General features: G+C 74.1%; 11 protein-coding genes. 7 read left to right on the top strand and 4 right to left on the bottom strand.

Annotated elements, in window-relative coordinates; translation table 11 throughout:
- The first annotated feature begins 167 nt into the window (after nucleotides 1-167).
- The 3 genes from ACFVUY_RS39215 (at nucleotide 168) to ACFVUY_RS39205 (ending at nucleotide 4,293) form a co-directional block, all read left to right on the top strand.
- Complete coding sequence (locus ACFVUY_RS39215; protein ID WP_387736843.1) at nucleotides 168-1,043, top strand: MOSC domain-containing protein; 876 nt, start codon at nucleotides 168-170, stop codon at nucleotides 1,041-1,043.
- A gap of 346 nt (nucleotides 1,044-1,389) precedes the next feature.
- Complete coding sequence (locus ACFVUY_RS39210; RefSeq protein WP_387736842.1) at nucleotides 1,390-3,897, top strand: right-handed parallel beta-helix repeat-containing protein; 2,508 nt, start codon at nucleotides 1,390-1,392, stop codon at nucleotides 3,895-3,897.
- Between the two features lie 96 nt (nucleotides 3,898-3,993).
- Nucleotides 3,994-4,293 carry a DUF6191 domain-containing protein gene (locus tag ACFVUY_RS39205; RefSeq protein WP_359911835.1) on the top strand — a complete coding sequence of 100 codons (300 nt, stop codon included), beginning with the start codon at nucleotides 3,994-3,996 and terminating at the stop codon, nucleotides 4,291-4,293.
- Nucleotides 4,294-4,428: 135 nt separating this feature from the next.
- Here the strand turns inward: ACFVUY_RS39205 and ACFVUY_RS39200 are convergent, their stop codons facing one another.
- The gene (locus tag ACFVUY_RS39200; RefSeq protein WP_387736841.1) at nucleotides 4,429-5,559 is read right to left on the bottom strand and encodes a PLP-dependent cysteine synthase family protein; all 1,131 of its coding nucleotides are present in this window, start codon (nucleotides 5,557-5,559) and stop codon (nucleotides 4,429-4,431) included.
- Between the two features lie 158 nt (nucleotides 5,560-5,717).
- A complete protein-coding gene (locus ACFVUY_RS39195) occupies nucleotides 5,718-6,998 on the bottom strand; it encodes an ROK family protein (RefSeq protein ID WP_380353122.1) in 1,281 nt (426 codons plus the stop codon).
- A 17-nt stretch (nucleotides 6,999-7,015) separates the two neighbouring features.
- Here ACFVUY_RS39195 and ACFVUY_RS39190 point away from each other — a divergent pair, with 17 nt between their 5' ends.
- Together ACFVUY_RS39190 and ACFVUY_RS39185 are read left to right on the top strand one after the other, a co-directional pair.
- A complete protein-coding gene (locus ACFVUY_RS39190) occupies nucleotides 7,016-8,317 on the top strand; it encodes an MFS transporter (protein WP_387694419.1) in 1,302 nt (433 codons plus the stop codon).
- A gap of 129 nt (nucleotides 8,318-8,446) precedes the next feature.
- The gene (locus ACFVUY_RS39185; protein ID WP_387736840.1) at nucleotides 8,447-9,019 is read left to right on the top strand and encodes a HutD family protein; all 573 of its coding nucleotides are present in this window, start codon (nucleotides 8,447-8,449) and stop codon (nucleotides 9,017-9,019) included.
- Between the two features lie 147 nt (nucleotides 9,020-9,166).
- Here the strand turns inward: ACFVUY_RS39185 and ACFVUY_RS39180 are convergent, their stop codons facing one another.
- The gene (locus ACFVUY_RS39180) at nucleotides 9,167-10,060 is read right to left on the bottom strand and encodes an esterase/lipase family protein (protein ID WP_387736868.1); all 894 of its coding nucleotides are present in this window, start codon (nucleotides 10,058-10,060) and stop codon (nucleotides 9,167-9,169) included.
- A gap of 203 nt (nucleotides 10,061-10,263) precedes the next feature.
- On the opposite strand from ACFVUY_RS39180, the gene ACFVUY_RS39175 reads away from it, so the two are divergent.
- A complete protein-coding gene (locus ACFVUY_RS39175; protein ID WP_387736839.1) occupies nucleotides 10,264-11,577 on the top strand; it encodes a PucR family transcriptional regulator in 1,314 nt (437 codons plus the stop codon).
- Between the two features lie 65 nt (nucleotides 11,578-11,642).
- Here ACFVUY_RS39175 and ACFVUY_RS39170 read toward each other — a convergent pair whose 3' ends face one another.
- The gene (locus ACFVUY_RS39170; RefSeq protein ID WP_359911850.1) at nucleotides 11,643-12,398 is read right to left on the bottom strand and encodes a DapH/DapD/GlmU-related protein; all 756 of its coding nucleotides are present in this window, start codon (nucleotides 12,396-12,398) and stop codon (nucleotides 11,643-11,645) included.
- A gap of 106 nt (nucleotides 12,399-12,504) precedes the next feature.
- Between ACFVUY_RS39170 and ACFVUY_RS39165 the strand changes: the two genes are divergently transcribed.
- A complete protein-coding gene (locus ACFVUY_RS39165) occupies nucleotides 12,505-13,275 on the top strand; it encodes a maleylpyruvate isomerase family mycothiol-dependent enzyme (protein WP_387736838.1) in 771 nt (256 codons plus the stop codon).
- Nucleotides 13,276-13,345: the final 70 nt, after the last annotated feature.

Here is a 13,345-nt window from a genome sequence, read left to right as displayed (position 1 = left end):
ACGGCCCGAACCCGCACCACCTGAGCACCACCCGGCGCCCCGTGCGCCGGGCGAACGGAGAAACGGGTCATCCACGGACCGCCCGGCACGCCCCCACGGCGTCCGGGCGGTCCGTGCGCATCCGGGGTCCTTCCCTGCGGGCCGGGACCGGCTGGCAGGATGGGGGAATGCAGCTCACCGGACTCCACGTCTACCCCGTCAAGTCGATGTACCGCCTGAGCCCGGACACCGCCGTGGTCCAACCGTGGGGCCTGGCCGGAGACCGTCGCTGGATGCTCGCCGACGCGACCGGACGGTTCGTCAGCCAGCGTGAGAACTCGGCCCTCGGACAGGTCCGCGCCGAACTGCTGCCCGAAGGCGCCCTCGGCCTGACCGCCCCGGACGGCTCCCGGATCGAGGTCACCGCCCCCGCCGTCGCGGCCGGCGACCCGCTCGCCGACGTCGAGGTCTGGGGCACCCGATTCCACGCCGCCGAGGCCGACAAGGAGACGCACCAGTGGATCGCCGAGCACCTCGGCGACTACCGCCTGGTGCACCTGGACGACCCGCGCGCCCGGCCGGTCGACCCGGAGTACGGCCGGCCCGACGACAACGTCTCGATGGCCGACGGCTTCCCGCTGCTGCTCACCACCACCGCCTCCCTGGACCGGCTCAACGAGCTGATCGCCACCGAGAACCCGGACGGCCACGAGACCCTGCCGATGGAACGTTTCCGCCCGAACGTGGTGGTCGGCGGCGCCGAACCGTGGGCCGAGGACACCTGGAGCAGGATCCGGATCGGCTCGGTCACCTTCAAGGTGGTCAAGCCCTGCGGCCGCTGCGTGATCACCACCACCGACCAGGAGACCGGCGAGCGGCGCGGCAAGGAACCGCTGCGCACCCTGGCCCGGCACCACCGGCTGCTGCGCAAGGCCGCGTTCGGGCAGAACCTGATCCCCGAGCGGCCGGCCGGCATCGAGGGCGACGCGCTCGGCACGCTGCGGCTGGGCGACAAGGTCGAGGTGCTGGAGGACGGGGCGCACTGGCCTGCCGACGGGCGCTGAGCGCGTGGGTGCCTGGGCGGGCGGCACCGGGATTCCGCGGGGCGGGCCGTGCCGCCCGCCCGTGCCGACCGCCCGCGCCGGCCGCCGTTCCAGCCTCCCGTTCCAACCCCCCGTTCCAACCTCCCGTGCGACTTCGCGAGCCGACCCGAGCGGAACCACCTCTGTGCGCGCTCGTTGAAACAAGTGGTCGGAACCTGTGGCGGCGCTGAACGCTACCGGTGTCCGCGCGACCGCGGGCGGCCGGACCACCCACGTGGGCGCGCTACGGTGGGCGGACGGCCCGCGCACCCCCGCGCGTACGGCCCGTTGATCGCCGGCTCGACGAAGGTGGGGACGACAGACCGTCATGGCTGAGCACAGGGTCCGAGTCACCCAGGACAGCGCATCCCGCTGGCGTCGCCGCGCGGGAGAGTACGACACGCTCGCGGAGGCCCTGGCCGCCGCCGAACCCGGCGACACCGTGACCGTCCGTCCGGGCACCTTCCGGGAGAACGTGCTCCTGGACAAGCCCGTGACGCTCGTCCCGGCCCAGGGTCCGGGGACGGTCCGGATCGACCCGCCCTCCGGGGTGGCGCTCACCGTGACCGCCGCCGCGACCGTACGCGACCTGGTCGTCGAGGGCGGCGACAGCTCTACCCCCGCCGTCCTGGTCACCGGGCCGGAGGCGACACCCGCCTTCAGCGGCTGCCGGATCGAGACCCGCTCGGCCACCGGGATCGAGATCACCGACGGCGCCCGGCCGACCCTGCGCGGCTGCGTCGTCACCAACCCGGGCGGGCTCGGGCTGCGGCTGCGCGGCGCGGACACCGCCGCCGCCTTCGAGGACTGCGAGGTCGCCGCCGCCGGGCAGGCCGGACTGGCGGTCCTCGGCGGCGCCACCGCGGCCCTGGACCGCTGCCGCGTCCACCACGCCTCCGGCGCCGGCGTCCTGCTCTCCGACCCCGGCAGCGCGGCCGAGCTGACCGGCTGCGAGATCTACGAGATCCGCGGCAGCGGTGTGCAGGCCGAGGCGCAGGCGGGCGGGCGGCTGGTCGACTGCGAGATCCACCGGGTCACCGGCAACGGCCTGACCCTGGACGGCGAGGCCGAACTGGTGCTCACCGGCTGCCGGGTGCACGACCTGCCGGAGAACGGCGCCGACCTGCGCGGACGCGCCCGGCTGAGCCTCGCGAACAGCACCGTCCGGGACTTCGGGCGCGGGGCGCTGTCGGTCTGGGACCAGGGCACCGAGGCCGTCGCCGAGTCCTGCCAGATCCACAGCTCGACCGGCGAGTACCCGGCACTGTGGGTCAGCGACGGTGCCCGGCTGACCCTCACCGACTGCTCGCTGCACGACCTGCCGGACGCCCTGTTCGTCCTCGACCGGGACTCCGCCGCCACCGCCGAGGGCTGCTCGTTCAGCCGGATCCGCAGTTCGGCGGTCTCGGTCAGCGGCGGCGCCACCGTCTCCCTCGCCTCCTGCCGGGTGCAGGAGGCGGGCACCGGGCTCTGGTTCCGCGACCACGGCAGCGGCGGACTCCTCACCGACTGCGAGATCTCCGACGTGGCCACCGGCGTGATCGTCACCAAGGGCGCCGACCCGGTGCTGCGCGACTGCACCGTACGGGCCAGCACGGACGCCGGGGTGTACGTCTCGGCGCAGGGGCGGGGCACCTTCGAGGACTGCCGGGTCTCCCAGGGCAAGGGCTTCGGCTTCCACATCATCGACGGCTGCCGGACCCAGCTCATCCGGTGCCGGGCGGAGCACAACCAGCGGACCGGGTTCGAGTTCTCCGAACCGGGACCGGTCACGGAGGGGTGCATCTCGGACGACGTCGCGGCCGCTCCGGTACCGGCCGCCCCCGCCGCCCCCGGTGGCGGTGCGGGACCGGGGCCCGGGCGCGGGTCCGGACCGGCGTCCGGGCGCGGGCCGGGGCTGGGCTCGTCCTTCGGGTCCCCCGACGTACCGGCGCCGCGCGCGGCCCAACTGGCCTCAGTGGCACCGGCGTTGGCACCGCCCGCAGGCGGCTCGGGGGCCATCTCGCCGATCCCGGACTGCCGGCCGGCCGAGGAAGCGCTCGCCGAGCTGGACTCCCTGGTCGGACTGGCCACGGTGAAGCAGGAGGTGCGCACGCTGATCGACCTGATCTCGGTCGGCCGTCGCCGCCGCCAGGCCGGACTCAAGGCGCCCTCGCTGCGCCGGCACCTGGTCTTCACCGGGGCACCGGGCACCGGCAAGACCACCGTCGCCCGGCTCTACGGCGAGATCCTCGCCTCGCTCGGGGTGCTCCAGCGCGGGCACCTGGTCGAGGTGGCCCGAGTGGACCTGGTCGGCGAGCACATCGGCTCCACCGCGATCCGCACCGCGGCCGCCTTCGACCGGGCACGCGGCGGGGTGCTCTTCATCGACGAGGCGTACGCGCTCGCACCCGAGGACGGGGCACGGGACTTCGGGCGCGAGGCGATCGACACCCTGGTCAAGCTGATGGAGGACCACCGGGACGAGGTGGTCGTCATCGTGGCGGGCTACACCGCCGAGATGGAGCGCTTCCTCTCCGCCAACCCCGGTGTCTCCTCCCGCTTCTCCCGCACCATCGGCTTCCCCGACTACACGGCGGACGAACTGCTGGAGATCGCCAGGGCACAGTGCGCCGAGCACGAGTACGCGCTCTCCGAGGACACGGAGAAGTCGCTGCTGGAACACTTCGGCGGGCTGGAGCGCGGGCCCACCTTCGGCAACGGGCGCACCGCACGGCAGGTCTTCGAGACCATGGTCGAGCGGCACGCGGTGCGGATCGCCCATCTCACGAACCCGTCCACGGAGGAACTCCAGCTGCTCGTCCCGGCCGACCTGCCGGCCGCGCCGCTGCCGTAGCGGCGGCGGCTGGGAGCGGGGAGCAGGGAGCAGGGAGCAGGCAGGCAGCGTCGCGACAGGGGAACTCGTCGGCCGTACCGGGCCGTTGAGGCGGACATGGGTGTGCTGCTGACGGGCGCAGCGGGCGGGTTGCTGCTGCCGGCCGGACTGGTCGTGGTGTTCTTCCTGGGCGCGGTGGTGCGGCGGCTGCGCGCCCGTCCGACGGCGGAAGCGGGCGGCGGACGCGGTGCGGGTGCGACCGCCACGGAGGAGCTGCATGCGCTGCTCTACCCGGGCAAGCGGGTGCAGTTGGAGCAGCGGCGGGTCGAACTGGTGCTGCGGGACGACGAGCACGACGGCGCACCGAAGCGTACGGGGATCGACCTCGCAGGCGGCCGGGCGGTCATCCGGCGGTGACGGCCTCGGGCCTCAGGCGGACAGGCGAGGGCGAACAGCCGAGGGCGAACAGACAACAGATGTCAGATAACAGATGATGAAATCTGTCAGCTGACAGCTGTCATCCGTCGGCCCTCGACTGTCCGCTCGCCGGGCTCAGCCCACCCAGGCACCGCCCGCGAGGAAGGACTCCAGCGCCGCCCGGTACGGCGCGATGTCGATCCGCTCGCCCGCCAGCCAGTCGTCGGAGTAGTACTTGTCCAGGTAGCGGTCCCCCGGGTCGCAGATCAGGCCGACCACACTGCCCGTCCGCCCGTCCGCCCGCATCTCGGCGACGATCCGCAGCGCACTCCACAGGCCCGTCCCGGTGGAGGCCCCCGCCTTCTTGCCGAGCACCTGCTCCAGCACCCGTACGGCGGCGATCGACGCGGCGTCCGGCACCCTCATCATCCGGTCGATCGCCCCCGGGACGAAGCTCGGCTCCATCCGCGGCCGCCCGATGCCTTCGATCCGCGAACCGCTCTCGCAGACGGCGTCCGGGTCGTGGTGCACCCAGCCGTCGAAGAAGCAGGAGTTCTCCGGGTCCGCGACGCAGATCCGGGTGTCGTACTGCATGTAGTGGACGAACCGGGCGATGGTCGCCGAGGTGCCACCGGTACCGGCGGTGGCCACGATCCAGGCTGGCTCGGGGTGCGGCTCCAGGCGCAGCTGGGCGAAGACCGACTCGGCGATGTTGTTGTTGCCGCGCCAGTCGGTGGCCCGCTCGGCATAGGTGAACTGGTCCATGTAGTGCCCACCGGTCTCCTCGGCGAGCCGGGCGGAGACCTCGTACACCTCGTCCGAACGGTCGACCAGGTGGCACTCGCCGCCGTGGAACTGAATCAGGTCGATCTTGGCCTGGCTGGTGCTCTTGGCCATCACGGCGATGAACGGCACGCCGATGAGCTGGGCGAAGTACGCCTCGGAGACGGCGGTGGAGCCGCTGGAGGCCTCGATCACCGGCTTGCCGGGCCGGATCCAGCCGTTGCAGAGCCCGTAGAGGAAGAGTGAGCGGGCCAGGCGGTGCTTGAGCGAGCCGGTCGGGTGGGTGGACTCGTCCTTGAGGTAGAGGTCGATCCCCCACTGGGCGGGCAGCGGGAAGCGCAGCAGGTGGGTGTCGGCGGAGCGGTTGGCGTCGGCCTGGACCTTGCGCACCGCCTCCTTGAGCCAGGCGCGGTACTCCGGGTCGGAGCGGTCGACGTCGACGGTCGGCTCGATACCGGGCTGGGTGCCGCGCTGGGTGTTCATGGTCGCTGTCTCCCTCGTAGTGGCCCCCCACTGCTCACTACGAGTGTATGAGAGTCACGATAAGTGACCGTTTTCGCAGTCCCAGCTTCCGCTTATCGCCTCCACCGCCCTGATCGCCTCAGCGCCCTCTACTGCCCTCTACTGCCCTCTATTTACCGTCAGGGCAGAACCGGCACCGACTGCGGATCCGCCAGGTACGGCCCCCAGCCCAGCTCGGCCGCGCCCGCGAGCGCGCCGTGCGCCAGCTCCGCGCCGACGATCGGCACCCGGCCGCTGCGCCCCCACAGGCTGCGCTCGGCGACCACCGACCGCAGCCGGTCCGGCGCGGCGTCCAGCAGGTGGAGGTGCAGCCCGCTGAGGACCACCCGGTCGGGGTTGAGGATGTTGGCGACGCCCGCCAGGCCGAGCCCGAGCCGGTCGATGACGTGCTCCACCGCCGCCCGCGCCCGGTCGTCCGTCGCGGCCGCCCGGCACAGCTCGCGCGCCTGGTCGAGCAGCGGGCGCCCCGGTTCCGGGGTGAGTCCGGCGGCGGCGAACAGCGCGTCGGGGTCGGTCTCGGAGTTGAGGCAGCCCCGGTTGCCGCACTTGCACGGCCGGCCCTGCGGGTCGACGGTGAGGTGGCCGACCTCCAGGGCCAGGCCGGCGCTGCCGGTGTGCAGGTGGCCGTCGATGACCAGCGCACCACCGACGCCGCGGTGGCCGGACGTGACGAAGAGCAGGTGGCGGGCGCCTCGGCCGGCACCGTGCCGGTACTCGGCGAGCGCGGCCAGGTTGGCATCGTTGGCGATCGCGGTGGGCAGCGGGCGCATCGCCCTGGGACCGTGGTCGGCGCGTCCGACCTCGACGTCGTACAGGTCGGCGACCGGGGTGCCGCTGGGCCAGGCGAAGTGCAGCGCGGCGAGGGCGGCGCCGTCCGGCTCGGTGACCGGGTTGGGCAGCGCGAGGGCCGCACCCAGACAGCGACGGTCGGTCGCGCGGGCCAGCTCGGCGCCCGCCACGGCGACGGCGCGCAGCATCCGGACCGGGTCGGTGGCGGCGGGCAGCGGCAGATGGACGGGCGGGTCGAGCAGTCCGCCGAGGCCGGCCAGGGTGACGCTCAGTCCGTCGGCGTGGATCTGCCCGGCGACCACGACCGGGCCCTGCGGGTCGATCGCGAGCCGGTGCGAGGGGCGGCCGCGGCCCCCGCCCGCCGGGCGCGAGTCGACGGTGATCAGGCCGAGCGCCTCCAGTTCGGCGGTGACCGCGCCGGCCGTGGCCCGGGTGACGTCCAGTGCTCGGGTGAGCGCCGAGCGGGTCGGCGTCTGGCCCGTGTGAATCAGGGAGAGCGCAGGACCCAGCAGCGTCCGGCCCCGGTCGGGCGCGGCGCGGCGGTGACTGTCGCGCTGCGCGTCGGAGTCGGTTCCGGTACCGGGCCTCGGGCTTGATGGTGAGAGCTGCACGCCCCTATTGTGACTTTGTGTCGCTTCGAAACAAAATCGGTCCACTCGCGCGCCCGAACCATCATCCCTCCTCCCAGTCTCGCAGCACACCCCCGGCGGCCGACAGCCCCTGGGGGGCCGCACGTGTCGCCCTCACCGCGTTCTTCGCCATCGACGGCTTCCTCTTCGCCGCCTGGGTCGTCCGCATCCCCGACATCCGCAGGCAGGTCGGCGCCTCGCACAGCGCCCTCGGGCTCGCCCTGCTCTGCCTCTCCATCGGCGCCGTCCTCACCATGCCGATGATCGGCCGGCTCTGCCTGCGGTACGGCTCGCGCCCGGTCACCGTCGGCTCGCTCGCCCTGCTCAGCCTCGCCGTCCTGCTGCCCGCCCACGCCCACTCGGTCACCGCGCTCGGCGGGGTGCTGCTGCTGTTCGGCGCGGGGTACGGCGGGGCCAACGTCGCGATGAACAGCGCCGCCGTCGACCTGGTCGCGCAGCTGCGGCGGCCCGTGATGCCCAGCTTCCACGCCGGGTACAGCTTCGGCGGGCTGGCCGGCACCGGGGTCAGCGGACTCCTCGCCGGCCCGTTGAGCACCGCGTGGGCGCTCGCCCTCAGCGCCGCGCTGGGCATGGCCGTCACGGTCGGCGCGGGAATCGTCCTGCTGCGCAGCCCGGCGGCGGCAGCCGTCGCACCGAATCATGCGGGCCGTACGGATCGTGCGGGCCGTACGGGCCGCGCCGCGGAGCCGTCCGGAATCGCGACGGCGGATGCCGGCTCGGTCCGCACCCGCACCCGACTGCTCGTCCTGCTGCTCGGCCTCACCGCGCTCTGCACCGCGTACGGCGAGGGCGCGGTCGCCGACTGGGCCACGCTCCACCTCACCGACGACGTCCGTGCGAGCTCCGCGGTGGCCGCCACCGGCTACGGCGCGTACGCATTCGCGATGGCCGGCGGGCGCGTCGGGGGCACCTGGCTGTCCATCAGGCTCGGCCAGAACCGGCTGATGCTGCTCGGTGGGCTGACGGCGGCCGTCGGCATGCTGATCGCCGCCCTGGCACCGGTGGTGCCGGTCGCGATCTGCGGCTTCGTCCTGGTCGGCCTCGGCCTGGCCAACCTCTTCCCGCTCGCCATCGCCCGGGCCGGCGAGGCCGGTGGGCCGCAGGGCGTCGCGTTCGCCTCCTCGCTCGGCTACGGAGGGATGCTGATCGGCCCGGTGGTGATCGGTTTCCTCGCCGACGCCGCCGGACTGCCGCTGGCCCTCACCACCGTGACGCTCGCGGCCACGGTGGCGGCGCTCCTGCCGCTGTCGGTCGGGCGGCGGGTGACAGCCGACAGGTGACAGCCGACAACCGACAGATGACGGATGACAGATGATGAAATCTGTCATCTGTCATCCGCTGTCCGCCGCCCGCTGTCCGCTGTCCGCCGTCCGCCGTCCGCCGTCCGCCGTGTGACAGGATGCGGGGCCATGACGAGCAGCGAAGGCTTCCAGGTACTGCGGGCGAGCGAGCGCCCGGCGACGGCGTGGCTCAACGGCGGCGGCGTGACCAGGGAGGTCGCCGGATTCCCCACCGGAGCCGGGCTGGACGCCTTCGACTGGCGGGTCAGCCTCGCGGACGTCGCCTCGGCCGGGCCGTTCTCCCCGTTTCCCGGGATCGACCGGGTGATCACCCTGGTCGAGGGCCCCGGCATGGCACTCACCGTCGACGGCACCGAGCGGCTGGTCGACGCGCCGTTCCGGCCGTTCGCCTTCTCCGGCGACGCCACCACCGACTGCCGCCTGCTGGCCGGCCCGGTGGTGGACTTCAATGTGATGACGCGCCGCGGGCGGGTCGAGGCCACGGTGGAGCTGACCACCACGGCCACCTCGGTCGACGTCCCGGTCGCAGGCACCGGCCTCCTGGTCTGCCTCGCCGGCACGGCCTCCGTCGGCGGTGTCGAACTCACCCGCTACGACGCCGCGTTGCTCCACACCCCGGGCACGTACACGCTGCACCCGAACGGCACCACCGCCGTCGTCGGCTTCCGCACCACCCCCTGACAGCGGGCAGGCCGGCGGGCGGACGGGCCGACGCGTCGGCAGCCGCCGCCCCCGCACACCCGCACACCCGCACACCCGCACGGAACGGCGCTCCTGCCTCCCGGAACACCCGGAGGCAGGAGCGCCCTCACCGGCCCGCCGTCGGACTCACCCGCAGAACACCGGCGTGGCGTGCGCCGGGTCCAGGGCGTTGGTCACCAGGTGCAGCGCCGTCGGCGAGAACGCGATCCCGACGTGTTCCACCAGCGAGACCGGGCAGTGCCCCTGCACCACCTCGTTGTCGACGCCCGGGCCGCTCAGGAACTGGGTCCGCCACGGGGTGACGACCTCGTCGAGGACCGTCGAGACCACGGTGTAGCTCACTCCCGGCACGGTGTCCGGCCGGGAGGCCATCACCTTGTTGAAGTCGGAACCCACCGCCTGGTCCCGGCAGGCCTGGCAGACCGTGAAGATCAGGTCCGCGACGCCCGGGAAGTACGGCACCAGGCTGGTGATCCCGTCGAGCGTCGTGCCGTGGTTGGACGGTGCCAGCCCGACCATCCTGCCGACCTTGGAGGCGCCGCCGAGGAACTTGAGGTAGTAGTTCGGCATCATGCCGCCCTGGGAGTGCCCGACGATGTCGACCTTGGCGGCACCGGTCGCGTTCCGCACCAGGTCCACGAACCGGGCGAGTTGGGCCGCCGATTCCGGGACCGGCCGGAGGCCGCCGATCGGCAGCAGCAGGCCGCTGCCGCTGGAGGTGATGCCGGGGATGGTCCCGTAGTCGAGGGCGAAGACGCAGTACCCGAGGCTCTTCAGCAGCGGGGAGAGCGCCAGCCAGTTCTCGTAGCGGTTGGCGAAGGTGCCGTGCACCAGGACGACCGGGTCGGGGTGCGCGGTGCTCGGCCGGCAGGTCCAGTCGTTGGCGCCGGGCGGTGAGGCCACCGTGTCACCGTCGGGCGGCAGGTCGGCGGATCCGTCAGGCGTTGCGGTCACGGCGGCGGCAGCCGGTACCGAAGGGGACGTGGCGGCGCCCGCCGGCGACGCCGTCGCCCCGACCAGCAGCGCCCCCGCCAGAAGCAGGACGCCCAGCGCGCCACCGGCTCTGCCGCGCACGGGAGTTGCGGGGAAGCGGAGAAGTGGGGTTCTCAACTGTTGCCTCCACAGCGGAAGTTTGTTACCAACAGGTAACCCGAGGGCTCCATCATGCGTTCGCCCCTCCGGCCCGGCCCTTGGGCGTTCCCCAGACCTGGACGGTGTTCTCTGTGACCGGTCACAACGCACCCCACTGCCCGCCCCCGAACACCTCCGACCGGCCGCCGGACTGGCGCGTCCCGGCGATCGGCGGGCTCCCGGCCGACCAGCGACTGCTCGGCGGCGCGCGGGAGCTGGCCGAGACCGTGGTCGCCGCCCTGGTGGAGCGGGTGCCGGCCTACCGCCGGATGCCCCGCGAGCAACTCACCGGCGAGCTGACCCGGGACACCGAACGCCGCATCCGCGCCCTCGCCCACACCGTACGGACCGGGGCCCCCGCCCCCGCCGAGGAGTTCACCGCCGTCCGGGAGGCCGCCGCCCGGCGCGCCGAGGAAGGCCTGCCGCTGGACGCCGTACTGCTCGCCCACCACCTCGGCCTGGAGGTCTGCTGGGAATTCGTGACCCGGCACGCCCGGGACGGCGACGCCGCCGACCTGCTCGTTCTCAACCGGCTGCTGCTCGACCAGCTCCGCCGGGCCGCCACCGCCGCCGGGGCGGGCTACCTCGACGGACGGCACCCGACCACCGACCGGCGCGGCGCCACCCGGCACTCCCTGCTCGGCGCGCTCCTCGCGGGCACCCCCGCCGACGGGGCCGCCGGCCGCGCCGGGGTCCGGCTGCCCACGGGGTACGCCGTGCTCTGCCTGTCCGTCGCCGACCACCCCGACGAACACTCCCCCGGCATCGACCCGGGCATCGCCGCCCGCCGCAAGCTCCGCCGCTTCGAGGCCGAACTCGACCACCGCACCCGGCAGTCGGCACTCACCGCGCTCACCCCCACGGGCGGCCTGGTGCTCGTCCCGTTCGGGCCGTCACCCGGTCCGGACGGGGACGATCCCGACGAGGCGCCCTGGCCGCTGCTCGCCGCCACCCTCGCCGCGGCGGCCCGCGCGGCCGGCGCCCTCGTACTGGCCGGGGCGGCCTCCGCGGCCCCCGCCGAGGTGCCCGGCGCGGCCGCCCTCGCCCATGAAGTCCTGGACGTGGCCCGGGCGTTCGGCCGGCCTCCGGGCCTGCACCGGTTGGACGACATCCTGCTGGAGTATCAGCTCACCCGGCCCGGCCAGGCCCGCTCCCGGCTCGCCGCACTGCTCGAACCGCTGGCCGACAGCGGGGAGTTGCTCATCACCCTGCGCACCCACCTGGCCGGGGGCCTGAACCGCCGGCACACCGCGAGCGCCCTGCACCTGCACCCGAACACCGTCGACTACCGGCTGCGCCGGATCGCCGCGCTGACCGGTCTGGATCCGACGCGCCCCGCCGACGTCCCGCGGATCACCGCCGCCATCGCCGCCCGTACCGCCGAACAGGCTTCCCTCGCGGGGTAGTTCAGGCCGCTCGCGAGTTCAGGGCACTGCACCGGCGAAGGGCGCCGGCCCCTTCGCGGGTGACGTCAGCCCGACTCCCCCGGCAGTCGCAGGTCCCAGCCGACCAGGGCGCGCAGCTGCTCCGCGGTCACGCCGTCCGGCACCGGCTGCGGAGCGTCGTGGCGCAGCGGCGGCTGCCAGCCCTCGTCCTCGGTCCAGCGGCGCACCACCTTGGCCGGCGCCCCGGCGACCACGCTGTGGTCGGGCACCTCGCCGCGCACCACGGCCCCCGCCGCGACCACCACGTTGCGGCCGATCCGCGCCCCCGGCAGGATCACCGAACCGGTGCCGATCCAGCTGCCCGCACCGATCTCCACCGGTTCGTTGCGCGGCCACTGCTTGCCGATCGGCAGCTCGGTGTCCCGGTACTCGTGCGCCTGGTCGCTGATGTACACGCCCGGCCCGGTCCACACGTCGTCGCCGATGACGATCGACTGGTGGCCGACGATGTGGCTGTCCCGGCCGATCACGCAGCCGCCGCCGATCCGCACGATCGGCTCCGGCCCCAGGTCGAGCCCGGGCAGGAACCCGGCGCTGATGGTGACCCGCTCGCCGATGATCGAGAACGGCCCGATGGTGATCCACTGCTCGTTGAACACCGCCCCGAGCGGGAAGCTGAGCGTCGTGCCGTCCCCCAGCTCGCCGAACCGGTACGGGCCGGGGTTGCGGTTGGTGACCGCGCCGGTCCGCTGCACCCAGCGCCAGCCCCGGTGGACCAGGCGTCCGGCGGCGCGGCGGCCACCGGTCCGGACGGCTGAGACGAGGGAACGGGTTATCGGCATGCGCTCACGTTACCGGCCCGTAGCGTCCGCCCGATCGCCGGGAGGCGTCCGAGGAAATGTCCGAAGTCCGCGACCGGCGGCCGATCGCGGTGGAAGACTCCGTCCCATGGAGATCACCGAGCACATCGACGCGCTGCGCCTCGAAGGCACCCGGCTCGCCGAGGCCGCAGCCCGCACCGAGCTGTCCGCCCCCGTACCGACCTGCCCGGAGTGGCGGCTGACGGACCTGCTGCGGCACATCGGCTCCGTCCACCGCTGGGCCGCCACCATTCCCTCCCAGGGCCTGCGGGCCCGGCCGGACGAGGCGGACGCGCAGGCCGCCGTCGGGCCGATGCCCTCGGACGCCGCACTGCTCGACTGGTACCGCGAGGGCCACGCCGCCCTGGTGGACGTGCTCACCGCCGCGCCCGCCGACCTGGAGTGCTGGACCTTCCTGCCCTCGCCCCGCCCGCTGGCGTTCTGGGCCCGGCGCCAGGCGCACGAGACCTCCATCCACCGCCATGACGCCGACGCCGCCGCCGGGACGCCCGGTCCGGTCGTGGACACCGCGCTCGCCCTGGACGGCATCGACGAGCTGGTCAGCGGCTTCATGACCCGCAGCCGCTCCGCGCTGCGCAGCGACCGGCCGCGCACCCTCCAGGTCCGGGCCACCGACGGGGCCGGCTCCTGGCGACTGACCATCACCCAGGAGCCGCCGGTCGTCACCACCGGCGAGAGCTCCGAGCCGGCCGACCTGACCCTCACCGGCCCTGCCCACGAGCTCTACCCGCTGCTGTGGAACCGGCTGTCCGCCGAGCGGGCCACGGAGACCAAGGCGATCGGCGACCAGGACCTGCTCGGTCTCTGGAGCGACGCGGCGGCGGTCCGCTGGTCGTGACGCCGCCGCGGCCGGGCGGCCGCTCGCCCGGGGGGGGCGCCCCCCCCCCGCCCCCCCCCCCCCCCCCCCC

The sequence above is a fragment of the Kitasatospora sp. NPDC058063 genome, from assembly GCF_042885395.1.
Taxonomy (GTDB): domain Bacteria; phylum Actinomycetota; class Actinomycetes; order Streptomycetales; family Streptomycetaceae; genus Kitasatospora; species Kitasatospora lactacystinica.
The sequence above is the reverse complement of the archived record's forward strand: the minus strand, read 5'-3'. Positions and strand labels throughout refer to the sequence as shown.